Origin of the sequence: Paenibacillus sp. 2003, assembly GCF_031455635.1 — a bacterium.
In the GTDB taxonomy this organism is placed as follows: domain Bacteria; phylum Bacillota; class Bacilli; order Paenibacillales; family Paenibacillaceae; genus Paenibacillus; species Paenibacillus amylolyticus_B.
The window spans coordinates 1-25,667 of sequence record NZ_JAVDTB010000018.1 but is presented as its reverse complement, the minus strand read 5'-3'; the positions used below and the strand labels follow the sequence as shown (position 1 = coordinate 25,667).

Genomic DNA, 25,667 nt, shown 5'->3' with positions numbered 1-25,667 from the left:
GGTCCTGGGAGAGTAGGACGCCGCCAAGCGAACTCTTTCATCATACATAGAAAACAGGCTCTGCATGTGGACGTTGTACGATGAATTGCATTTGCCCTGCAAATGCATATTATTCCCTGATAGCTCAGTTGGTAGAGCACTCGACTGTTAATCGAGTTGTCACAGGTTCGAGCCCTGTTCGGGGAGCCATTTGCTCTCATAGCTCAGTAGGTAGAGTGCATCCATGGTAAGGATGAGGTCACCGGTTCGATCCCGGTTGAGAGCTTTGGAAATGGGGCCCGTTGGTCAAGGGGTTAAGACACCTCCCTTTCACGGAGGTAACAGGGGTTCGAATCCCCTACGGGTCATATAGTTGGAGGCTTAGCTCAGCTGGGAGAGCATCTGCCTTACAAGCAGAGGGTCGGGGGTTCGATCCCCTCAGCCTCCACCATATTTTTATTGGGGATTAGCCAAGCGGTAAGGCAACGGACTTTGACTCCGTCATGCATAGGTTCAAATCCTATATCCCCAGCCATTTTAGTATGAGTCATTAGCTCAGTTGGTAGAGCACCTGACTTTTAATCAGGGTGTCGAAGGTTCGAGCCCTTCATGACTCACCATCATATGCGCGTGTGGCGGAATTGGCAGACGCACTAGACTTAGGATCTAGCGTCTTTGACGTGGGGGTTCAAGTCCCTCCACGCGCATCCTTTATTTGCGGAAGTGGCTCAGCGGTAGAGCATCGCCTTGCCAAGGCGAGGGTCGCGGGTTCGATTCCCGTCTTCCGCTCCAATATTTTGCGCCCTTAGCTCAGCTGGATAGAGCGTTTGACTACGAATCAAAAGGCCGGGAGTTCGAATCTCTCAGGGCGCGCCATTATTTTTTTAGTATCGGGATGTAGCTCAGCTTGGTAGAGCACCTGGTTTGGGACCAGGGGGTCGCATGTTCAAATCGTGTCATCCCGATTTTTGTTTATGCGGGTGTAGTTCAATGGTAGAACTTTAGCCTTCCAAGCTAATAGCGTGGGTTCGATTCCCATCACCCGCTTACAGGATATAATGAAAGAGCCTTTGCAGATGCAGAGGCTTTTTTATTTTTATTAACGTAATAATTAGCAGTTATTTTATATAATATTTTATGTAAGGTACAGTACAGGTTTAATTAAAAAAGAGCCAAGACCCCTTTGCAATCCAAATAGGGAGGTCTTGGCTCTTCTGTTTATCTCTGTGGGTGAGCTGCTTCTAAGACGTAGCAGCTATTGTAACGTGACGTGAGTACAATTTAACGCTCGTTGTGATCCGTCACTCTTCTACGCATGCCAGCTAATCCAAGCAATCCCAGCAAACCGAGCCAGCCCCAATCCATGCCGTTGTCACGGTCGGTTGTTGTGGCGTTTGCACGAACACTGTTGGTACGATAGTCACCATTGTTGCGGTAGTTTCCATCCATGTTCAGGTTGGTGTTTGTGCGATCCATGTAGTTGGTGTCCTGATAAGACCGGACACGTGATCCGTTAGTGTTGGTATCCATTCCTTTGGACATTTGACCATCAGCAGCAGCAGGGCCAGCCATCGCGGCCACCAGAAGCACGGAAGCAATAATTGTTGTACCTTTCTTCATCATTTGGATTCCTCCTTTTTAGTAAGAGCTATAGATTAATCTGCCCAAAAAGCTAAGAACATTATGTAGAAATGAACTGTTAAGATATCCCTACGTTTACAGTAGGTTAGGAACATACATAAGAACCTCCCCTAATAAGCAGACTTGTAGTGGGAAGAAATTTATAATTACATCTTTAATTTATTGCGTCACTGTGGTAAAGTATACAAAAGCTTGCTTTGCCGGTCATGTTTCTTTGTATATCATCTGTTCTCAAATAATGAAATTATGCGGTTTAACCTTACGATCAGGTACCATGTAATCATATCTAAAGTAACTGTATATTTATAAATTTTTAAGCATAGGTATGAGACATTTGATTTATCTAAAGTACGTGAAAAAGGTATCATGCGACAGCATATGACCATTAATTGAAGCAGAACAAGAAAATGAATAAAAAAGCGTGTTTTTGTGCTGTAAATCGGGGATAATCCCCATTTTTTCTAGTAGAAAAATAAAGATTTTCGTACCATTTTATTGTATGATGTTATGAAGGTGTCAAATTTACGTGTACGAATGGAACGATCAGATGGGAGGATAAGCATGACTGAAACTATGGTAACCGCCAGCAAAAGCCAATCCAACAACCTGCTTCGGCGAGACGTGCGGTTCCTGGGCAATATACTCGGAGAAGTTCTTGTCCATCAAGGCGGCACGGAGCTTCTAGATATCGTTGAGAAGATTCGGGAAACGAGCAAATCGTTGCGTGCAGAATTTCTGCCAGAACTCTATGCAGAGTTCAAAACGATGATCCAGGAATTAGACTCGGACAATCGTCACCAGGTTATTCGGGCTTTCGCTATTTATTTTCAATTAGTTAATATTGCTGAACAAAACCATCGGATCCGGCGTAAACGGGATTATGAACGTTCTGCAGGGGACGCTGTGCAGCCAGGATCGATTGAGAAAGCAGTACAGGATCTTAAGGAACGTGGACTGTCTCATACAGAGGTGGAAGAGATTCTCGACGATTTGTCGTTGGAACTCGTTATGACAGCTCACCCAACCGAAGCCATGCGCCGGGTTATTCTGGACATCCATAAACGGATATCCGAAGATGTCATGCTACTTGATAATCCTACGCTGACGTTGCGTGAACGTGAACAGTTGCGTGAGAAACTGCTGAATGAGGTTATTACACTTTGGCAGACAGATGAACTTCGCGACCGCAAACCGACTGTACTCGATGAAGTGCGGAACGGGATGTATTACTTTCATGAAACGTTGTTCCACGTACTTCCGGATGTATATCAGGAGCTGGAACGCTGCCTGAACAAATTTTATCCTGACCATGACTGGCATGTGCCGACGTATTTGCGGTTCGGTTCCTGGATCGGTGGAGACCGGGATGGAAATCCTTCGGTAACTTCAGATGTAACATGGCAGACGTTGTTGATGCAACGCAAGCTCGCTTTGCGTGAATACCAACGGATTATGATTGAACTTATGGGCCATCTCAGCTTCAGCACGAACATCATCCACGTATCGGATGAGCTGGTGCAGTCTATTGAGCAGGACCGTAGTTGTGTAACGTTGAAAAAAGTGGATATGTGGCGGAATGAAAAAGAGCCATATCGCATCAAATTGGCCTATATGATTGCCAAGTTGAACAATGTACTGGATGAGAACAAATTAGGTCAGGCTGACCGTTATCATAGCGCTCAGGATTTGATTGATGATCTGATGATTATTGATCGAAGTCTGCGCCATCATTTTGCCGATTACGTAGCGGATACAACTATTCGCAAAATGATTCGTCAAGTCGAGTTGTTTGGTTTCCATACCGCAGCATTGGATGTGCGTCAGCACAGTCAGGAACATGAAAATGCGATGTCGGAGATTTTGGCGAAAATGAACATTGTAGAAGATTATGCGCGTCTAACTGAAGACGGTAAAATCGATCTGCTTGCTCGTTTGCTGGATGATCCGCGTCCTCTTACTTCTCCTTATCACCAATACACGGAGGGAACCAAAGAGTGTCTGGATGTCTTCCGTACCATTAAGCGTGCCCAGAACGAATTTGGGACCGGCTGTATCACAAGTTACCTGATCAGTATGACGCAGGGCGCAAGTGACTTGCTGGAGGTTATGGTATTTGCCAAGGAAGTAGGGTTATTCACCAAAGGAAACAATGGTGAGGTTGTAGCTACACTTCAAGCGGTACCGCTGTTTGAAACGATTGATGATCTTCATGCGGCTTCGGACATTATGCAGAAGCTGTTCAACCTTCCTGTATACCGCGCAAGCGTAAAAGGACGGAATGAACTGCATGAAATCATGCTAGGTTATTCCGACAGTAACAAGGATGGCGGAGTGGTTACAGCCAACTGGGAACTGCGTGTAGCAATGAATGCGATCACGGCTGTAGGTAATGAACATGGCGTTAAGCTGAAGTTCTTCCATGGACGTGGCGGAGCTCTTGGACGTGGCGGCATGCCACTCAATCGCAGTATTCTTGCTCAACCACCGCATACCATTGGCGGAGGCATCAAGATTACAGAGCAGGGAGAGGTTATTTCTTCTCGTTATTCCCTTCAAGGGATCGCATACCGTAGTCTGGAGCAGGCAACTTCTGCTTTGATTACAGCAGCACTGAATGGTCTTGAGCCGCAAGAATCAGAATCCGAGCGTCATTGGGACAGCATCATCAAAGAGATTTCGGAAGTATCCCTGACGAAATATCAGGATCTGATTTTCCGTGATCCGGACTTCTTTACCTTCTTCAAGGAATCCACACCGCTTCCAGAGGTGGGTGAACTGAATATTGGTTCACGTCCGTCCAAGCGGAAAGGTAGCGACAAGTTCGAAGATCTGAGAGCAATTCCTTGGGTATTTGCATGGACGCAAAGTCGTTATCTGCTTCCGGCATGGTATGCGGCAGGAACAGGGCTACAAAGTTTCTATCAGGATAAAGAGGAAAATCTGGTTGTCCTAAAAGAAATGTATGCAAGCTTCCCATTCTTCCGCACGCTGATTGATACGGTGCAGATGGCCGTTGCTAAGGCGGACCTAGTAATTGCCAAAGAATATTCAGCAATGACTTCAAACAAGGAAGCCCGTGATCGCATATACGGTCAGATCGAAGCCGAATTCAAGCTCACAAAAGAGCTGATTCTGAAAATTACTGGAGAAGCTGAAATTCTGGATGATGTACCGGTTATTCAAGAATCCATTCGTCTTCGTAACCCTTATGTGGATCCGTTATCCTACATGCAAGTTCAACTTTTGAGCGAGCTTAGAGATATGCGTGAACGTGGTGAGGATGATACGGAACTGCTCAGAGAAGTGCTGCTGACAATCAATGGGATCGCTGCAGGGCTGCGTAATACAGGTTGATTATTGAATTGATGCATATGAATGATTATATGTAACAAAGTACCCATTACGTTGTTGAATAATAGCTCCATTCTCTGCTCTACGGAGTGAGAGATGAAACGGGACTCCTGCGGGAGTTCCCGTTTTTACTGTTTTTGGCGGATATTTGTCATACAGTCTTGATTTTTGACCAAAGTTGATTTACGATTTGATTGGTGAATTACAAGTGTGGACGGGTATCAGAAGACGGAAGACCCATCAGCATGTCTGGGGGAATAAGGGTGGACAATTTGGAGAACAGGCTTGTGAAACTGGTGCTCAAGGGCGACCAGAGAGCCTTCGCAGAAATCGTTGAACTATATAAGGACAAGCTATTTCATTTGGCATACCGGATGCTGAACAATCGTCATGAAGCTGAAGACGTTGTGCAGGAGACGTTTTTGCGTGTGTTTCGTAATATGGAGAAGTACGATCCGAACCAGAAGTTCTCAACCTGGATCTACCGGATCGCAACGAATCTGTGTATTGACCGACTGCGCAGAAAGAAACCTTCATACTCTTTGGATGCTGAACTGAATGACCAGGAAGGATCTGATGGTTATGCGATGCTCCCGAGTGATGATCGTACACCGGAGAGTGAAGCACTCCTGTCAGAAACGCAGACACTCATTCGTGAGGCCATTGACAGTTTGCCAGCCAAGTATAAGTCCGTTATGATTCTGAGATATTTACAGGACTTGTCCCTACAGGAAATCAGTGACGTGACAGGTATGCCCGTAACAACGATCAAGACACGTGTTCATCGGGGCCGTGATTTTCTACGTAAAAAATTGGAGTATAAGTTATAAATGTTAAACGCCTTTAAATATGGGCGAAATTATTTGAAACATATCCGAAACGGATGCGTATGTAATGTATGCAAGTCTTATGCGTGCTTTTTAATGGCACATGGACTAAGTGATTTAAGAAAGGATTGGCTCTCATATGGATTGCAACTCGGCCGTCTCTTTAATGCATGAATGTTTGGATGAGTCGTTGTCCCCGGCCCAGAAGGTTGAACTGAAAAGTCACCTTGTGATCTGTCCGGATTGTCGCATGCGCTTTAAAGAGTTGGAACAGACGGAAATGTTACTCTTTGCCATGAAACACTATTCACCGTCTGCCTCTGATGAGCTGACCAATCGAATTATGAATGCTCTGCCCCAGCCCAAGAGACAGCAAGCATGGCTCAAATGGGTCAAAGGACATCCCGCGCTGACGGCGGCAGCCTTCTTTTTGGTCGTGATGCTCTTTAGCGCCTTGAATTTCTGGAATCAGAATAACGAAATGGTTGTTAAGGGAAATAATCTGGACCAGATCGTGATTCAGGGTAACACGGTTATTGTTCCTGAAGGTAAGTCAATTGCTGGCGATCTTACGATAGAAAATGGAACCGCACAAGTATATGGTGATGTGAACGGCAATCTGACGGTTATCGACGGACAACTGTTTCAGGCTTCAACAGCGCATATTTCAGGTCAGGTGAAAAGTATTGATCAGGCGCTGGACTGGTTCTGGTACAAAATAACCAATATGGTAAATGAAGTGGCTTATCGCTAGAACAGGGTAAAATCTTCAATGGTATATACCAAGCAGGGTACCTCCAGATTGCATGGGGTACTCTTTTTTTATACGCAAACTTTGTAATTCATGGTAAATGTGATGTTTATGTGCAGTTTGAGACTGCCGTAACTTGCAACCTGAACGTTAACGTTATAACCTAGATACTAAAGAGAACATACTACTACATATAGATACGCATTTTGCACAAATCGAATGATGCAGAAACGCGGAGACAAAGGATTATATAAAATCCTAATGGGTTAATATGAGATCAGGGTTTACTCATCAATGGGGATAGCGGGGGCTGGCTTATGAATTATTTTGCTGACTTAACGTGGACAGAGTCCATTAAGGACGTTATCGATATATTGATCGTTACCTATATTATGTACAAACTGATTTTGCTTGTGCGGGGGACACGTGCGGTTCAGCTCCTGAAAGGGATTCTGTTCCTTGTGCTGATCTGGGCATTAAGTACGTGGCTAAACCTGTATACGCTCAAATGGTTAATGAACCAGATGTTTACGTTTGGTGTTGTTGCGGTGTTCATTATCTTTCAGCCGGAACTGCGTCGTGGCCTGGAGCAATTGGGACGCGGTAAGCTGTTTGGACGTTCAGCGGCAGCGAGTGATGAAGAATTAACCGTGTTAATTGGTGAGATTATTAAGTCAGTTAATTATTTGTCACGGCGTAAAATTGGCGCTTTGGTCGTATTTGAACGTGAAACGGGTCTGAACGATTACACGGAATCGGGCATTAAGATGCAATCTCTGGTCAGCTCGGAGCTGATGATTAACATCTTTATTCCAAATACACCGCTCCATGATGGAGCCGTTATTATACAGGGAAAACAGATTTCGGCGGCAGCTTGTTATTTGCCATTATCAGAGAATCCTTTTATCAGTAAGGAATTGGGAACACGTCACCGTGCAGCAATCGGGATTACCGAAGTTGCAGATGCGATCTGTCTGGTTGTCTCCGAGGAGACAGGACAAGTGTCACTGGCAATGAATGGGCAGGTCGTTCGTGATATTAAGGAAGAATCGCTGATTTCCAAACTGTATGAGGAGTTGCGCCCTACATCCAATCTGAAAAAGAATGGCTGGACAACCTTCTGGAAACGGAAGGGAGGACGTAACAATGGATAAGTGGTTTAACAATAATAACTTTGCCAAAATACTTGCGCTTGCGGTGAGCCTACTGCTCTGGTTCATGATTCATCTGGATGAAGTACCAACCACCCCTACGATTACAACAGGGACAACCAACAAGGTTGTGGAACGTACGGTGCCTGTTCAACCTTATGGATTAGACAGCAACAGCTATGTGCTTACTTCATTAAGTACGGATGAGGTCCGGCTGGAGATCAAAGGACAGCGCTCGATGTTAACATCGATTTTTACGAATGATGATTACAAGGTACTGGTCGATCTGAGTCAGGTGAAAGATGGGTCCAATACACTGCCACTTGTACCTGATTTGCCTTCCGGGGTAGAAGTAGTCAGCATGGAACCTTCCATGGTTACGGTGAATGTAGAAAAATTGGGCACCAAATCCTTCAATGTGAATATTGTACCCGAAGGGGAGCCATCCGCCGGATACAGCGCTGGAACGCCCGTAATTGAACCTTCGACGCCGGTTAAGGTAACTCTGCCCGAAGGGCAACTCGAGGCCGTAGCGAAGGTCCAGGGCAGTGTGAGCGTGAAAGATGCCAAGGAAGATGTCATACAGAAAAAAGTGAAACTTCAAGCATACGATGCTGAAGGTAAGGTCCTTGAAAATGCGATTATAACACCTCAAACGGTTGAAGTCCGAGTTCCGGTCAATCAGCCCTATACATCTGTACCCTTAAGAATCAAATATTCGGGACAGCTTCCGGAAGGCCTGGTACTCTCCACGGTAGAGCCAAGCGTGAAAGAAGTCTCGGTTTATGGATCAGAGGATGCGCTTGCGGGTATACAGTCCTACGACCAAGTAACCCTTGATCTTACACAGTTTGATCAGTCGGGTACATCGACAGTTAACGTGGACTTGACGCCGCCTTCCGGTTTTGAGAAAATCGAGCCTAGTTCGATTCAGATCAAGGTAGCCATATCACCATTTGACGAGGCAGAGGAGACAACCAAAGTCTTTCCGAACGTCCCCATCACACTTACCGGTGCGGGGAATGGACTGGAAGGGACGCTGGTTACGCCTAAAAGCAGAGGTCTGAACCTCACACTCACAGGCTCAGCTAGTATGCTTGAGGGTCTAAGTAGTGATGATCTCACGTTGACCGGGGATCTCACTGGACTTGCGGTCGGAACGCATGAGATCAAGCTTGAAGCCGACCTGCCCCGTTATGCCAAACTGGATGAATCATCCACTGCATTGAGTGCGACGGTCAAAATTAGCGAAAAGGCTGAAGACACCACAACTACTCCTAGCGAAGATCCGACTGACGAGGGAACGGTAGCACCTGACCCTTCACCAGCCGAGGTCGAAAACGGGGAAACGGAGCCTGTTCCTGATGAAGAAGAAACGGAATCGAATACGGATACTCAGGATCAGGGCCAACAGGAGAGCACAAGCAGTCGAGGTAATTTAAATAATAATAACAGCGGTACTGGCAGTAAAAGTGGCGCGAATCCGTAAACGTTCTAATTTTAAAATTCTCAAAAAATAATAATAGTGCTCGTATATGATGCGAATAGAAGGAGTTAAATCATGGGGAAATATTTTGGTACAGACGGTGTAAGAGGGGTTGCCAATAAAGAGTTAACGGCAGAGCTGGCTTACAGCATTGGACGTTGTGGTGGTTACGTGCTTGCAGGTGGTGTGGAAAGACCAAAAGTGGTTATCGGCATGGATACTCGTATCTCGGGATTGATGTTGGAATCCGCACTGGTTGCAGGTCTGTTGTCCATTGGCGCTGATGTGATCCGTCTGGGCGTTGTATCCACTCCGGGAGTGGCGTATATTGCACGTTTGTTGAAAGCTGACGCGGGCGTGATGATCTCGGCTTCCCACAATCCGGTTGAAGATAACGGAATCAAGTTTTTTGGTGGAGATGGCTTCAAGCTGTCTGATGAAACAGAGAACCGGATTGAAGAACTGATGGATGCGGAGACAGATCAATTGCCACGGCCAGTTGGTGGCGGGTTGGGTACTGTAACGACAGATGAAGAGTCTCGTTATCGTTACCTCGACTTCCTGAAAACGACTGTAAATGAGTCGTTCTCTGGACTTAAAATTGTTTTGGACTGTGCAAACGGAGCAGCTTATGAACTGGCACCTAAATTGTTCAGTGAGCTAGGTGCAGAAGTCATTGCCATTGGCGCTGAGCCTAACGGCCTGAATATTAATGAGCAATGTGGATCAACTCATCCAGAGAACCTGAAACAAGAAGTACTCAAACATAAAGCAGATCTGGGTCTTGCTTTTGACGGGGATGCAGATCGTCTGATTGCTATTGATGAGACAGGCGCTGAGGTGGATGGAGACTTCATTCTGTGTATCTGTGGTGATGCGATGAATCGTGCAGGGAAGTTGAAGGACAGTACTGTTGTATCAACTGTTATGAGTAACATCGGATTCTACAAAGCAACGGAGAAACTTGCACTGAAAACAGCTAAAACGGCAGTAGGTGACCGCTATGTTATGGAGGAAATGCGTCGCGGCGGTTACAACTTGGGTGGAGAGCAATCTGGCCATGTTATTTTCCTGGATTACAATACAACTGGAGACGGTATGCTGACTGCGATTCAACTCGTGGATACGCTCAAGGCTTCCGGTAAAAAACTGAGTGAACTAAAAGCGCTAATGACCCAGTACCCACAAGTATTGGTGAATGTGCGTGTTGAAGATAAGAGCAAATACGAGGGCAATGCTGCAATCGAGCAAGCTATCGCTACTGTAGAACAGCAACTCGGCGATAATGGACGTGTACTCGTTCGTGCTTCAGGTACTGAATCTCTGATCCGTGTTATGGCGGAAGGACCAGATAAAGACGAACTTGAACAATTTGTGTCTCAAATCGCAGATGTAGTGCAAAAAGAACTGGTATAGGACTGGGAGATGTAAGAGATACCTTCTGCATACGGTTTTCTTATGGGAATTGTTGTGTGGAACGAGGCTTAATATAACAAGATTTAGGACTTATGCATGGATATTCCTGCGTCCCGGCCTGATGAGACCATAGGTCCGTTTATCCGGTCGGGATTGTAGGTAAATATGCTAAAATTGTCACAGGTACTTTGCTCCATTGCAAAATGGACCTGACGTGCATATAATGAGTGGAGTCGTCATTCAGACACAGAAAGTGAGGAACGTAAGGTTACAGTTACACAAGCGCCAGAGCTTGGAGTTGCGCGGGATGATGTTGATCAGGATTTCTTCTAGGTTGAAGAACGGCTGATATAAGATCAACGGCAATCAAGCTGACGAGGTGGAGGTGTTCGGATTGTTCGGCGGGGACCTCCCGGTGAAGCACCAGAGCCGTAAACCGGATTGCGGAAAATGGATAGGTGACTGTCCACACAACGCGCCGGTGCAGGTGCAAGAGTTAAACTAAAATTCAAATGAATGTGCGTGAAGAGCGTAAACAGTACGCGGACGGGAAAATGATGTACATTCATGATTGCATTCATAACAGCTTATGATGACAGCGGGGCGACACGAGGTCGCTCTGATCATTGATAATTGAATAAGTACCAAGTATTCATGAAATGCTAGGCAATCACTCATTTTTCCGATATGCCGCCTCTGCCTGTTTCTCTTCGTGACACAGTATTCATATACAAACGGAGGAAATAAACTATGTGCGGTATTGTTGGATATATTGGTAATAAGAACACTCAATCGGTATTGGTCGAAGGATTGAAGAAACTTGAGTATCGTGGTTATGATTCTGCAGGTATCGCGGTATTTACACCGGAAGGTCTGCAAATCACGAAAGCTCTTGGTCGTCTTGCGAATCTTGAAGCCAAGCTGGATGGTGCACCACTGGTAGGTAATGCCGGAATCGGACACACACGTTGGGCAACTCATGGTAAACCATCGGATGAGAACTCTCATCCACACACGGATGGAAGCCAGAAGTTCTCTGTTGTGCATAACGGTATTATTGAGAACTACCTGGATCTGAAGGACGAATTGATGGCTCAAGGTCACACGTTCACTTCCGAGACAGATACTGAGGTTATCTCTCACCTGATCGCACGTGAATACAATGGTGATATCGTCAAAACAGTACAAAAAGTGATCACGTTGTTGCGTGGCGCATTTGCACTGGGTGTATTGACAGAGCATGAACCTGAGAAACTCGTAGCTGTGCGTCAAGCAAGCCCATTGATTATTGGTATTGGTGAAGGCGAGAACTTCATTGGTTCAGACATCCCTGCAATTCTGGAACATACACGTAACGTGTACATTCTGAATGATGGTGAAATGGCTGTATTGACACATGATGCTGTCGAATTGATGACGATTGAAGGCAACTTTATTTCTCGGGAAATGATTCGTGTCGATTGGGATGCTGTAACCGCAGAAAAAGGCGGATTCGAGCACTTCATGCTGAAAGAAATTCATGAGCAACCAAAAGCATATCGTGATACTATGCTGGGTCGCATCGATAATGAAGGCAAAAAAGTTCAACTTCCTGAGTTGAAAATGACTGAAGAACAAATTAAAAATATCCGTAACGTTCAAATTATTGCATGTGGTACAGCGTACCATGCAGGTCTGGTTGGACGTACAGTGATTGAGCAATTGGTACGTATTCCGGTTGAAACAGATGTGGCTTCCGAGTACCGTTACCGTTCCCCAATTGTGCACAAAGATACACTTGTAATCGTAGTGAGCCAATCCGGTGAAACTGCCGATACGCTTGCTGCATTGCGTGAAGCACAATCCAATGGTGCACATGTACTGGCAATCACAAACGTAGTGGGCAGCTCCATTGCACGTGATGCAGATGATGTTATCGCAACATTGGCAGGTCCTGAAATTGCAGTAGCTTCTACCAAAGCGTATACTTCGCAGTTGATTGCTTTCAACTTGCTTGGTCTGTACCTTGCACAAGTTCGTGGTACTCAATCTGCAGAAGAGATTGCACACACGCTGGCAGCGATGCAAGCATTGCCTGAACAAGTGGAATCCATGTTGGAGCAAGCGGAAGCAATCAAAGGATATGCAGAGCAAATCTCCAAACATGAACATCTCTTCTTCATCGGTCGTGGTCTTGACTATGCAGTAGCTCAAGAAGGATCGTTGAAACTGAAAGAGATCTCTTATATTCACTCTGAGGCGTATGCTGCGGGTGAGTTGAAGCATGGTACGCTTGCCTTGATCGAAGACGGTATCCCTGTTATTGCCCTGGCAACGCAGGAGAACGTACTTGAGAAAACAGTGAGCAACATTAAGGAAGTAAAAGCACGTGGCGCAGATGTATTGGCAATTACGTACGAAGAGCACGTAGCACCATTGCTGAAATCCGTAGACCAAGCGTTTGCGATTCCTAAGACGCTGCCACTGCTTAGCCCTGCTTTGTCTGTAGTTGCGCTGCAATTGCTGGCATACTATGCTTCCCTGGCACTGGGTCATGATGTGGATAAACCACGTAACCTGGCGAAAAGTGTAACGGTTGAGTAAGGTATTCTATAAAAATCAGTTTATTGTCCAATGATAAATAAGTGTAGAACCATTAACAAAAGCATGGAACTATACGAACTGTTGTCCGATGCCATGGACAACGGGGTGATCAATAGATTCAGTAAACTAATAAAGTATGATGAACAAAATAATGGTCCTGATGACTCTAAGTCATCAGGACTTTTTTGATGTTTCAGGAGGGTGGTTTTGAATATTAGAACCATCTTATTTGTGTTTGTGCATTGTAAATTGCGGTCATTCATTTACGAAAATCCACCCAGATTATAGAGTAACTTAGGAAGAGTATCTTTTTGTAATTCTTACATTTGAAATATTCTTCGAGCAAGAATGAAATCACTTCTTAAAGAAAGTCATTAACAATCGCAACTCCTAAGTGCAAATATATCTCCAATAAGGATGCGGATCGGGCATAAAAGATCATTTGAATGATAAAGGAAGATGACTGAACGTGACTGGTACATCTTTCAGCAACTTACAAAATGGTATGCCAAGAAGTAACAATGCGCTCGATGAAGAAGCTTATTACACGAAGTGAAATCATTGTCCGTTCAACTTGGATTCAGAACGCTATTGTAATCTTCATGTAAATGAGTGAAGGACATCGGATAGCGTATAAGGGAAAACCTCACGTACGGTTTAATGAGGAGCAGAATATATTTACCCTTTACTCTAACAGAGGTGCAGAAAAGAAGGCGTGATACAAAACTATGTCGGCTGCCATCCGTGCGGACGCTGTGGCCAGTTTCCAGCCAGACTTTCAGAAATTGGTCAGGTAATCATGTTAAGTTATTACAAAATACAAGGAATCGGAAAACCGGCAAAGAATATTTAAAGGGAATATATACCAAATTTACTTGTTAAATGGCTGAATGTCAACACTCGCCGAATTCCTCGATTGATGTCAAATCATTCCCAATGTTTCTTTTCCAAACACTTTTTTAACGAAAAATGTTAACACATTATGTTTTATGAACCAAATTTAACAATATAATGACTAAATTTAACAAAAAAATCACTATACATTCTTGTAAATTTTGATATAATTCAACCTAGGTCTTATTCCCTATTATTCTAATAAATGGAATTGTAGGGTTTTTTATACCCACCCAAGCTGTGTGCGAGAGACCAGTATACTGGCTAACCAACAAGCCGGCATGCGGGGACCAACAATTGTGGAAAATGACAGCCTAGAATATGTTGCTCCATGACGTCAGAAGGTTCAGAAAGGAAGGTTCAGAAAGATGGAGCCAACCTTATCCCAATTCCGATGGAGGATGAAGTGAGTGAGCATTTTTGAAAAGCTGGAATCCAACGTAAGATCTTACTGCAGAAGCTTTCCGGTGGTATTCGACCGGGCCAAGGGAGACCTTTTATATTCTGAGGACGGAAGAGCATATATTGATTTCTTTGCAGGTGCCGGGGCGCTCAATTACGGCCATAACAACGATTATATTAAAGACCGGGTTCTCGATTACTTGACCTCCGACCGGATTATGCACGGTCTGGATATGTATACAATGGCCAAGCGTGAATTCATCCAGAGCTTCTCTGAGCGGATCTTGGAGCCGAAGAAGCTGAATTACAAGCTTCAGTTCTGCGGTCCAACAGGGACGAATGCGGTGGAAGCGGCCCTGAAGCTCGCACGCAAGGCGAAGAAGAGAAGTGGAATATTCGCATTCATGGGTGGCTTCCACGGCATGTCGCTCGGCAGTCTGTCGGCGACAAGCTCCAAGTCCATGAGAGAAGGGGCGGGGCTTCCTCTGGACGGAGTTACGTTCATGCCGCACCCAAGCGGGGCTTTCGCAGAAATGGATACGCTCGGCTATATCGAGAATATCCTGACTGATTCGCACTCCGGAATCGACAAGCCGGCCGCGATCCTGCTTGAAACGGTACAAGCTGAGGGCGGAATTCACGTTGTCGACGCGCAGTGGCTACGCGAGTTGCAGCAACTTTGCCGCAGGCACGATATTCTGCTCATTACAGACGAGATTCAAGTAGGGTGCGGCCGGACAGGCGAATTCTTCTCCTTCGAACGTGCGGGGATCGAGCCGGATCTCATTACCCTGTCGAAGTCGATCAGCGGGTACGGCCTGCCAATGTCCCTGCTGCTGCTGAAGCCCGAACTGGATATATGGACGCCGGGCGAGCACAACGGCACCTTCCGCGGCAACCAGCTGGCTTTTGTGGCCGCGAAGGCTGCTCTCGAGTACCGGGACAGAACCGAACTGGAAGCTCAGGTGAAACAGAAGGAAGAGTTTGTGCGCTCGTTCCTTGATCAAGAAATCAAACCTCTGCATCCGTCCATCGCCATCCGCGGACTGGGCCTGATCTGGGGCATTGACGTCTCGGGGTTCATGGATGAAGCCGGGGCGAAGCGGGTGACGGATATCAGCTTCGAGAACGGGCTCATCATTGAAAGAGCCGGCAGAGGAGACTGTGTACTGAAGATCATGCCTCCGCTGACCGTCTCGATGGAGCATCTGGCCGCTGGCTGCGCAATTATCAAGTCCAGTATGCAGCAGGTGATCTCTCAGGAGACCAAGGATTTGTTAGTAACGACCTAAGCTTGGCCAAGCCGATGGCCGCCCCCGGCAAGAGGCATGAAAGTGCCCTCCGGAGGGCGTGCGGACTTGATGTTAAGGTAGCGCTTTCTCCTCAGTGGAAGACTTTCTCTGCATGCTACCTGTGGTAACGTCAATCAGCATGGAATTCTCCGGCAATCCAAGGGCAGTACTGTTCGTGCCATACGGAGTATTCCTTGAGTCTCATGCAGTACCCTCGTTCAATTTAATCGTCAGGAAAAGCTCACTACCCCGCAGTCGAATCTTTACTTATCCACACCAGGGCTGTGGGGGAATAAGCAAATCGTACATAGAGTGTATCAATACCCCTTAAACATAGGCTTCGTCAAAGGCAGCTCGGGTGCCAAATCAGGAGGTACGGTCGACTTCCTGCTGGGCGGCTGGAGAACCCTGCGGCAAGCCTTACATCGACAGGAGGAACATTCCTTGTCGTCTATCCCCAAATCCAATTCCGAATCCCATGTTAAACCAAATCCCGTCTTCGGGTGGCTCGTCCGCAGCAATCGTATTGAAGCAGAGGAGTCCGAAGTAACCGCATCTCTTGCTTAGAACGATGCTTGTTGTTGTCCTTTATGCATGGGAGCCGAGTGGGACAGCTGGTAGGCAGAGGATTGCCGCATGCGATCAACCGGGCAATTGAAGCGGTGATATTGCGCAAGCCATTGATGTTGTTGTCAGATGTTTGAAAAGGAGGGGAGCGTTGCTTCGGCATATGCTCTGCCGGATTGCTTTTACCGATGAAGAGAGGGGAACGATCCAGATGGCTTTTGAAAAAGAAACGTTGTTTTGGAACGGAAAATTCGGTAGTGACGATTATACCTTGACTCGGCTGCCTTACAGCAAAGCTCCAAACTCCCTGGTGCCCAATGTGAAAACCGTTGGCGGTTCGCTTTCGGAGGAAGCGGCGCAGCGCGTCCTTCAAATGAGCAAGGGTGCTCCGCTGGCTGCTTATATGATTTTGCTCGCCGGTGTTCAGGCACTCTTGCATAAATATACAGGAGCTTCAGACATTCTGGTCGGCATGCCGGTTGTGCCGAAAAAGGGGGAGACGCGTCGATCCGTTAATCATACGGTCATTTTGAAAAACTCGCTTTCGGTGGGGGCAACTTTTAAAACGCTTCTGAGCGAACTGAGGACTTCCTTGCCGGAAGCGATTCAGCATCAACATATTCCGTTCTTAAAAATGACGGAGAAGCTGGATCTGCAATATGCAGAAGGGATACCCTTTGTCCATACGCTAGTATCCCTTAAGGAGCTGCATCTGGACGAAATTGGGCAAAACGTGGTCACAGACTGTTCCTTTGAATTCAGTTTAACCGGCGGGACGATACAGCTAGCGCTGTCATATAACGAGCACTTATATGACTCCGAGTTCATGACTCGGGTCGTCGGCCATCTGAATCACCTTCTGTCCGTGGGGCTTCATGAGTTGGAGCTGGACATCGTGCGAGTGGACATGCTGTCGGAGGACGAAAAATTTCAATTACTGCAAAGCTTTAACGATACCGAGAAGGACTATCCTCGTGATCGGACGATTCATCAGCTTGTGGAGGAGCAAGCGAAGCGTGTGCCCGAGGCGACTGCGGTTGTCTTTGAGGGGCAGCGGCTTTCATACGCAGAGTTGAACGAACGGGCGAACCAGCTGGCGCGTACGCTACGATCGGTCGGTGTGCTGCCCAATCAGTTGGTAGGCCTGATGGTCAGGAGATCGCTGGAGACGGTCATTGGCATTCTGGCGGTTCTGAAAGCTGGCGGTGCCTACGTGCCGATCGACCCGGAGTACCCGGAAGAACGTATCCGCTACATTCTGGAGAACTCGAACGCGCAGCTGCTGCTGACTCAAAGAGAGCTGTTACAGCAAGTCCCGTTCGAAGGGACCGTATTGGCGCTAGATGATAAACAAGCCTATAGCGACGATGGCTCGAACTTGGAGGCGGCCAGTGGTCCAAACGATCTTGCTTATGTCATTTATACGTCAGGTACAACGGGGAAACCCAAAGGGGTCATGCTGGAGCATCGTGGTTTGGTCAGCTTGAAGCTGATGTTCGCAGACAGGCTGGGCATCACGGAGCAAGACCGGATCGTTCAATTTGCGAGCTTGTCCTTCGACGCATCCTGCTGGGAAGTTTTCAAAGCACTCTATTTTGGCGCGGCTTTGTACATCCCGACGGCCGAGACAATTCTCGACACTCGTCTGTTCGAGAGTTATATGAACGAGCATGCGATTACGGCGGCGATTCTGCCTCCGACGTATAGCGCTCATTTGAACCCGGATCGTCTTCCCAGCTTAACAAAGCTTGTAACGGGAGGTTCAGCGGTATCGGCCGAATTCGTGCAGCAGTGGAAAGCGAAGGTCCATTATTTCAATGCTTACGGCCCTACCGAAGCTTCGATTGTTACGACGCTTTGGGATGCGGATGAGCAACAGCCGGAACGCAGAGTCATTCCGATTGGGCGCCCGCTGGCTAATCATCAGATTTTCATATTGGATGCCCACCTGCAACTTGTGCCTCCAGGAGTGGACGGCGAGCTGTGCGTGGCAGGCGTGGGGCTTGCGAGAGGTTACCTGAACCAACCGGGGCTGACGGCAGAGAAGTTTGTGGAACATCCGTTTGCGCCGGGAGAACGCCTTTACCGGACAGGAGATCTCGCCCGCTGGCTGCCGGACGGAAATATGGAGTACTTGGGCCGGATCGACCATCAGGTGAAAATCCGTGGATTCCGAATCGAGGTCGGTGAGATTGAAGAGCAACTTCTGAAGATCGACTCCGTGCAGGAGACGATTGTAATCGCGCGGGAAGGCAAAAGCGGGCAAGAACTGTGCGCTTACCTGGTCGCGAGTCTCCCTCTTACGCTCGGCGAGCTGAGAAGGGCGCTGGCGCAAAAATTGCCGAATTACATGATTCCGGCGCATTTTGTTCAGCTTCCGCGGATGCCGCTCACGCCGAACGACAAAATCGATCGTAAGGCTTTGCCTGCCCCGGAAGGAAACGCACTGACCGGCGGCGTGTACGTAGCTCCCCGCAATGAAGTTGAGCGAACGCTTGCTGATGTGTGGCAGGCGGTGTTGAACGCCGATCGTGTTGGGGTAACGGATCATTTCTTTGAGCTGGGCGGAGACTCGATCAAGTCCATTCAAGTATCTTCGCGGCTTCATCAAGCCGGGTACAAGCTGGAAATCCGGGATTTGTTCAAATATCCGACGATTTCACAGCTCAGCCTGCATGTGAAACCGATCAGACGTACCATCGATCAAGGCGAAATAACGGGTGAAACGGCGTTGACGCCGATTCAGCATTGGTTTTTCGAGAGTTCCTTTGCGGACCCGCATCATTTCAACCAGTCGGTGATGTTTTATCGGAAGGAACGGTTCAACGAAGAGACAGTGTATAAGGTGCTGCAAAAGCTGGCCGAGCATCATGACGCCTTGCGAATGGTGTTCTGCAAGACGGAACAAGGGTTTAGTGCGTTAACCCGAGCGATTCAGGATGGTGGGCTGTTCACGCTGGACGTGTTCGACTTTAAGGATGCGGAGAATCCCACGCAGGCTGTGGAAGCGAAGGCAACGGACATTCAAGCGGGCATCGATTTGGAGAAAGGTCCCCTCATGAAGGCGGGACTGTTCCAGTGCGAGGACGGTGATCATTTGCTGCTTGCGGTTCATCATGCCGTGGTAGACGGCGTGTCTTGGCGCATTTTGATGGAGGATTTCGCTCTAGGTTACGAGCAGACTGGCAAAAGCGAGGAAATTCGTTTCCCGGCGAAAACAGATGCGTACCGCACTTGGTCCGAGCAGCTGGTTGCTTACGCGCAAAGCCCGGAGATGGCAAAGGAACGGGCCTATTGGCAGGCCGTGGAACAAATGGAGGTTCTGGCCGTGCCGAAGGATATGGAGCCGGACGTTACGACGCAGCAGGACAGCGAATCGCTGTTTGTTCGTTTGACTCCCGAAGAAACGGAGCTGCTACTGAAGCGGGTTCACCGTGCCTACAACACCGAAATGAATGATATTTTGGTAACGGCGCTCGGAATAGCCTTACGCAAATGGACGGGGCACGAACGGGTGCGGATCAATCTCGAAGGACACGGACGTGAATCGATCGGAACGGATATCGACATCACGCGTACAGTTGGCTGGTTTACGACCAAGTTTCCAGTCGTCCTGGAGCCGGAAACCGACCGAAATTTGGCATATCAGATTAAACAGGTCAAGGAAAACTTGCGCCGTATTCCGAACAAGGGGCTAGGGTACGGCATATGCCGCTATCTCTCGAAATCGGAGGATGGCTTGGTTTGGGGCGCAGAGCCGGAAATTAATTTTAACTACCTCGGCCAGTTCGACGATGATGTCAACCAGGACGAGATCGGCATATCTTCTTATTCCAGCGGCAGCCCGGCTAGCGACCGGCAGGCCCGCAGCTTTGTGCTGGATATCAACGGTATGGTGCTGGACGGCGCTTTATCGCTCGATCTCAGCTACAGCCGGAAGCAGTATCGCAAGGAAACGATGGAAGCCCTCGCTCAGCGGCTTGAGCAAAGTCTCCGAGACCTCATTATCCACTGTGCAGGCAAAGAAACCACTGAATTGACGCCGAGCGACGTGCAATTTAAAGGCTTGACCATTGCAGAATTGGAGCACATCGCCCAGCGCTCGGGCCATCTCGGGGAAATCGAAAATATTTACTCACTTACGCCGATGCAGAAGGGTATGTGGTTCCACAGCGCGCTTGACAGGCAAACGGCAGCTTACTTTGAGCAGACGCGGTTTACGATGCGGGGAGCGCTCGACGTCCAGCTTTTTGAGAGGAGTTGGATGGAACTTGCGAAACGTCATCTGGTGCTGCGGGCGAATTTTGTGAAAGGACCGGCGGGCGAGCCGCTGCAAATCATATACCGCGACAAGCCGGTCGGTTTTGAATATGAAGAACTGCTTCATTTGCAGGCGGACGAGAAACAAGCTTACTTGGATAAAAAGGCCGAGGAGGACAAGCTTCGCGGCTTCGACATGGAACATGACGCGCTCGTTCGGTTCACGATCCTGCGTACCGAAGAGCAAAGCTATCATGTACTGTGGAGTTTTCAACATATCTTGATGGACGGCTGGTGCCTGGCTCAGCTTACGCAGGAGCTGTTTGAGGCATACTCGGCCTTGGCATCCGGCGAGCAGTCAGCGGGAGATAAGGGATCGGATTATGGCGCCTATATCGAATGGTTGGAGAAACAGGACAATCAGGCGGCATCAGCCTATTGGATGGCATTCCTGGCAGGTTATGAAGGGCAAACCGTACTCCCCGGACAAAAGGAACTGGCGCCCAACGGCAGATTTACGGCTGATCACGTCACCGCCGAGCTGGGCAAGGACTTGAGCGAGCGGATGGACCGGGTGGCGAAACAGCGCCTGGTTACGGTCAATACACTGCTGCAAGCTATTTGGGGCGTGATGCTGCAAAAATATAACGGAACAAACGATGCCGTATTCGGCAGCGTCGTGGCCGGAAGACCGGCGGAAATCCCGGGTATTGAGTCCATGATCGGGCTGTTCATCAATACGGTGCCGGTCCGGGTCACGAGTGAAGCGGACACCGTGTTCGCCGACCTGATGGCGAAGCTTCAAGAGCGGGCGCTGGAGTCCGGGCGTTATGATTACTATCCGCTGTATGAAATTCAGGCCCGCAGCGTGCAAAAGCAGAACCTGATCAACCATATCATCGCTTTTGAGAACTATCCGGTGGATGAGCAGATGGAGCAGGCGGGGGACCAGCAGCACGGCGACCTGACGATTGCCGATGTTCAGATGGAGGAGCAGACAAACTATAACTTCAACGTCACCGTGGTGCCGGGAGACGAGATTGAAATTCGGTTCGACTTTAACGCCGAAGTGTTTGATAAAGATAGTATTGAGCGGCTCAAGGGGCATCTCGTTCATTTGCTGGAGCAGGTGGCGGATAACCCGGAAATTACCGTGGGAGAGCTGGAACTTGTGACGGCGGCGGAAAAGGCTGACCTTCTCGGACGTTTTAACGACACCACAACGGAATTTCCGCGCGGGAAAACGCTCATTCAATTGTTCGAAGAGCAGGCGGAGCGCATCCCGAATGCAGCTGCCATCTCCTTGAATGGGCAAGAGCTGACCTACCGCGAGCTGAACGAACGCGTTAACCGCCTTGCTCGTACCTTGCGTAGCCACGGGATATCCAAAGACCGTCTGGTCGCCATTATGGCTGAGCGTTCCATCGAAATGGTGGTGGGAATGCTGGCGGCACACAAAGCCGGTTCGGCTTACGTACCGATTGACCCGGAATATCCCGAGGAGCGTATCCGTTTCTTGATCGAGGATTCGGGTGCGCAGGTCATGCTGACGCAAAGTCGATTGCGCGAGCGCCTGGCGGGTTCTTACTCCGTGATTTTACTGGATGACGAGTCCTTCTATCACGAGGACCGCACAAATCTAAATCTGGGCAACGAAGCGACAGATCTGGCTTGCATCATCTATACGTCAGGCACGACGGGCAAGCCCAAAGGCAACCTTGTTTCACACCGCAATATCGTGCGGATCGTGCGAAATACGAATTATATCGACATCACTGAGCGGGATCATGTCCTCCAGCTTTCGAGCTATTCGTTCGACGGAGCGATTTTTGATATTTTCGGCGCTTTGACCAACGGGGCACGGCTGGTGCTGGTTCCCCAAGAGACTTTGCTGGAGATCGGCCAGCTGGCGGATCACATCCAGCGCGAGCGAATTTCGGTCATGCTGATTACGACGGCTTTCTTCAACGTCCTTGTGGATATGAACGTCGACTGCCTGCGGGATGTCCGGGCGATTTTGTTCGGAGGAGAGCGCGTGTCGATCGGCCATGTGCGTAAAGCGCTCGCTCATATCGGACCGGGCAGGCTCAACCACCTGTACGGCCCATCGGAAAGCACGGTTTATGCCACGTACCTTCCAGTAGACTTTGTCGATGAATCCGCGGTTACCGTACCCATCGGACGGCCGATCAGCAATACGACGGTGTATATCGTCGACAGCCAGAATAAACTTCTGCCGATCGGCGTGGCCGGGGAGCTTTGCATCGGCGGAGAAGGCTTGGTACGGGGCTACAATAACCGGCCGGAGCTGACGGCGGAGAAATTTGTGGACCATCCGTTTGTGCCGGGAGAGCGCATGTACCGGACAGGGGATTTGGCGAAATGGCTACCGGACGGCACGATTGAATACGTGGGGCGTACGGATGACCAAGTGAAAATCCGCGGCTTCCGTATTGAGTTGGGCGAGATCGAAGCTCAGCTTCAGAAAGTGGAGGGAATTCGGAAAACGACGGTATTCGCACGGGAAAACGCCTCCGGCGAGAAGCAGCTTTGCGCCTATTATGAAGCGGACCGTGAGCTTCCGGCGGCCGAGCTGAAGAGCGTTCTTTCCCAGGAACTTCCTGGATATATGATCCCGGCGTACCTGATCCAATTGGAAAGGCTTCCACTGACAACGAACGGCAAGGTTGACCGCCGCTCCCTCCCGGCACCTGAGGAGAGCTTGCAGCCGGGCGAAGGACATACTCCGCCTCGGACTCCGTTGGAAGCCAGCTTGGCTGAAATATGGAAAAGCGTGCTTGGATTGGAGCACATCGGGATTCATGACAACTTCTTTGACTTGGGCGGCCATTCCCTGCGGGCAACGACATTGGTGAGCAAGGTTCATCAGGAGTTGAACGTCGAGTTGCCTCTGCGCGACGTATTCCGCTACTCAACGATCGAAGAGATGGCTCTCGCCCTCTCCCGGATTGAAGAGCAGTTATTCTCGTCGATTCCGCTGGCAGATGAAAGAGCGTATTATCCACTTTCCTCAGCTCAGAAGCGACTGTTTATCCTGAATCAGCTGGAAGGAGCCGATCAGAGCTACAACATGCCGGGTGTGCTGCTGCTCGAAGGATCGATTGACCATAGCTTGCTGGAGAAAGCTTTCTGCGGACTGATCAAACGACATGAAACGTTGCGAACCGGATTTGAGATCGTACAAGGCGAAGCGGTACAGCGTATTTACGAGAGCGTTGATTTTGCCGTCGTGTGCCGTCATGCGAACGAGGAAGATGCGTCTGCAGTCGTGCAGGCTTTTATCCGACCTTTCGACTTGGCGAAGCCACCGTTGTTGCGTGCCGAGCTCGTAGAGCTGGCAAACGAACGTTATTTACTGATGTTTGACATGCACCATATCATCTCCGACGGGGTTTCGATGGACGTGTTCGTTGAGGAACTCGTTCGTCTGTATGGCAGTGAGTCATTAGAGCCTTTGCACATTCAGTACAAGGACTATGCGGTATGGCAGCAATCGGACGAGCAAAAAGTGCAATTGAAACGCGAGGAAGTTTACTGGCTGGACCGTTACCGGGGCGAGCTTCCGGTTCTGGAAATGCCGACGGACTATCCGCGTCCTGCTGTACAGAGCTATGAGGGACATACGCTGACGTCCTTCGTGGACGAGGCAACGAATGAAGGCTTGAAGCAGTTGGCCGCTCAAAGAGGAACGACGCTGTATATGGTGTTGCTTGCTGCATATACCGTGCTTTTGCATAAATACACAGGTCAGGATGATTTGATCGTTGGAACGTCGATTGCAGGCAGAACGCACGGCGACATGCAGCCTTTGATCGGAATGTTCGTCAACACGCTGGCGATCCGCAATTATCCGGCTTCGGAGAAGACCTTCCTGTCGTATTTGGAAGAAGTGAAAGAAACGACCTTAGGCGCTTACGAGCATCAGAATTATCCGTTCGAAGAACTCGTCGATAAAGTGCAGGTTAGCCGGGATTTGAGCCGCAACCCACTGTTTGACACGATGTTCTCCCTGCAAAACCTGGAGGAGTCAGAGTTTGAGCTGGAAGGGCTAAAATTGTCCCCGTACCCTAGCGAATATGGTATGGCCAAGTTCGATCTGAGTGTGGATGTTACGGAAGAAAATGGCGGACTGGAGTGCAACTTTGAATTCGCAACGGCTCTTTATAAAGAAAGCACGATCCGGCGGCTGTCGATTCATTTTGGACTTTTGCTTGCGGCGATTGTAAGCCATCCGAATGCAAAGATCGCTGAGCTGAACATGTTGACGGAAGATGAAAAAGAGAAAATTCTCGGCGCGTTTCACCCGGCGCAATCGGAAGTGGCTCCTGTGGCCGCGTTCCACCGACTGTTCGAGGAACAGGCGGAACGCACACCGGAAGCGGAAGCTGCCGTGTACGAAAACGATCGGCTGACGTATGCGGAGCTGAACGAGCGGGCCAATCGATTGGCGGCAACGCTGCGAGCAAGTGGAATCGGCCGGGAGGAGATTGTTGGCATTCTCGCCGAGCGTTCGGTGGACCTGCTGGTGGCCGTGCTGGCCGTCTGGAAAGCGGGCGGGGCGTATGTCCCCCTCGACCCGGATTATCCGGCAGACCGCGTGCGGTTCATGCTTGAAGACAGCCGAGCGAAGGTGCTGCTGACACAAACGCCGCTGCGAGAGCGTGCTGAAGCCTGGTTCAGCGAAGAGGAACTGACACTGGCGAAGGTACTATACCTCGACGACGAAACGTCATACAGCGAAGACCGGGAGAATGCACCGCTTGGCTCCAGCATGGTTTCCGGTAAAGTCTCCGGCGAGCTGTCGGGTGCTGTGAACGACGGAAATGAGAGCCATTCGAAGGTTGTGGGCATGGACAGCTGCTATGAAGCCTGTCCGGAGGACTTGGCGTACGTGATCTATACGTCGGGAACGACGGGCAAGCCAAAGGGTGTAATGATTGAGCACCGCAGCCTGGTGAACACTGCGGCGGGCTACCGGCGGGAATACCGGTTGGATCAGTTCCCGGTAAGGCTGTTGCAGCTCGCCAGCTTCTCGTTTGACGTGTT

General features: G+C 48.9%; 11 protein-coding genes and 11 tRNA genes. 21 read left to right on the top strand and 1 reads right to left on the bottom strand.

Annotated elements, in window-relative coordinates; all coding sequences use genetic code 11:
* The first annotated feature begins 113 nt into the window (after nt 1-113).
* The 11 genes from J2X75_RS30235 to J2X75_RS30185 all read left to right on the top strand — a co-directional run bounded on the left by J2X75_RS30235 (nt 114) and on the right by J2X75_RS30185 (nt 1,026).
* Nucleotides 114-189 (top strand) — tRNA-Asn (locus tag J2X75_RS30235).
* Nucleotides 190-192: 3 nt separating this feature from the next.
* Nucleotides 193-265: transfer RNA gene (locus J2X75_RS30230), tRNA-Thr, on the top strand.
* A 10-nt stretch (nt 266-275) separates the two neighbouring features.
* A tRNA-Glu gene (locus J2X75_RS30225) sits at nt 276-347 on the top strand.
* A gap of 7 nt (nt 348-354) precedes the next feature.
* Nucleotides 355-430, top strand: a tRNA-Val gene (locus J2X75_RS30220).
* Nucleotides 431-439: 9 nt separating this feature from the next.
* Nucleotides 440-514, top strand: a tRNA-Gln gene (locus J2X75_RS30215).
* Between the two features lie 9 nt (nt 515-523).
* A tRNA-Lys gene (locus J2X75_RS30210) sits at nt 524-599 on the top strand.
* 6 nt (nt 600-605) lie between these two features.
* Nucleotides 606-686 (top strand) — tRNA-Leu (locus tag J2X75_RS30205).
* Between the two features lie 10 nt (nt 687-696).
* Nucleotides 697-771: transfer RNA gene (locus tag J2X75_RS30200), tRNA-Gly, on the top strand.
* A 7-nt stretch (nt 772-778) separates the two neighbouring features.
* Nucleotides 779-855, top strand: a tRNA-Arg gene (locus tag J2X75_RS30195).
* A 15-nt stretch (nt 856-870) separates the two neighbouring features.
* A tRNA-Pro gene (locus J2X75_RS30190) sits at nt 871-944 on the top strand.
* Nucleotides 945-955: 11 nt separating this feature from the next.
* Nucleotides 956-1,026 (top strand) — tRNA-Gly (locus J2X75_RS30185).
* Between the two features lie 234 nt (nt 1,027-1,260).
* Here the strand turns inward: J2X75_RS30185 and J2X75_RS30180 are convergent.
* Nucleotides 1,261-1,602: a WGxxGxxG family protein gene (locus J2X75_RS30180; RefSeq protein WP_091038383.1), complete on the bottom strand. Its 342-nt coding sequence runs from the start codon at nt 1,600-1,602 to the stop codon at nt 1,261-1,263.
* Between the two features lie 579 nt (nt 1,603-2,181).
* Here J2X75_RS30180 and ppc point away from each other — a divergent pair.
* The 10 genes from ppc to J2X75_RS30130 all read left to right on the top strand — a co-directional run.
* On the top strand, nt 2,182-4,974 hold the full coding sequence (gene ppc, locus J2X75_RS30175; RefSeq protein WP_310343339.1) for a phosphoenolpyruvate carboxylase: 2,793 nt from the start codon (nt 2,182-2,184) through the stop codon (nt 4,972-4,974).
* 260 nt (nt 4,975-5,234) lie between these two features.
* Nucleotides 5,235-5,801 (top strand): RNA polymerase sigma factor SigW, encoded by a 567-nt coding sequence (gene sigW / locus J2X75_RS30170; protein WP_017692117.1) that lies wholly within the window; start codon nt 5,235-5,237, stop codon nt 5,799-5,801.
* 136 nt (nt 5,802-5,937) lie between these two features.
* Nucleotides 5,938-6,552, top strand: coding sequence for a zf-HC2 domain-containing protein (locus J2X75_RS30165; protein WP_036614042.1), 615 nt, complete (start codon nt 5,938-5,940; stop codon nt 6,550-6,552).
* 314 nt (nt 6,553-6,866) lie between these two features.
* Nucleotides 6,867-7,703: a diadenylate cyclase CdaA gene (cdaA, locus tag J2X75_RS30160; protein ID WP_310343330.1), complete on the top strand. Its 837-nt coding sequence runs from the start codon at nt 6,867-6,869 to the stop codon at nt 7,701-7,703.
* Complete coding sequence (locus J2X75_RS30155) at nt 7,696-9,189, top strand: CdaR family protein (RefSeq protein ID WP_307541939.1); 1,494 nt, start codon at nt 7,696-7,698, stop codon at nt 9,187-9,189. The genes cdaA and J2X75_RS30155 overlap by 8 nt, the downstream gene beginning before the upstream one ends.
* 72 nt (nt 9,190-9,261) lie before the next feature.
* Nucleotides 9,262-10,602: a phosphoglucosamine mutase gene (gene glmM / locus J2X75_RS30150; RefSeq protein WP_017692121.1), complete on the top strand. Its 1,341-nt coding sequence runs from the start codon at nt 9,262-9,264 to the stop codon at nt 10,600-10,602.
* 750 nt (nt 10,603-11,352) lie between these two features.
* Nucleotides 11,353-13,185, top strand: a complete 1,833-nt coding sequence (gene glmS, locus J2X75_RS30145) for a glutamine--fructose-6-phosphate transaminase (isomerizing) (RefSeq protein ID WP_076217241.1) — start codon at nt 11,353-11,355, stop codon at nt 13,183-13,185.
* 1,304 nt (nt 13,186-14,489) lie between these two features.
* Nucleotides 14,490-15,773: a diaminobutyrate--2-oxoglutarate transaminase gene (ectB, locus tag J2X75_RS30140; protein WP_310343322.1), complete on the top strand. Its 1,284-nt coding sequence runs from the start codon at nt 14,490-14,492 to the stop codon at nt 15,771-15,773.
* Between the two features lie 444 nt (nt 15,774-16,217).
* Nucleotides 16,218-16,340 carry a hypothetical protein gene (locus tag J2X75_RS30135; protein WP_310343319.1) on the top strand — a complete coding sequence of 41 codons (123 nt, stop codon included), beginning with the start codon at nt 16,218-16,220 and terminating at the stop codon, nt 16,338-16,340.
* A gap of 163 nt (nt 16,341-16,503) precedes the next feature.
* On the top strand, nt 16,504-25,667 hold a 9,164-nt coding region (locus J2X75_RS30130), incomplete at its 3' end, for an amino acid adenylation domain-containing protein (RefSeq protein WP_397384511.1).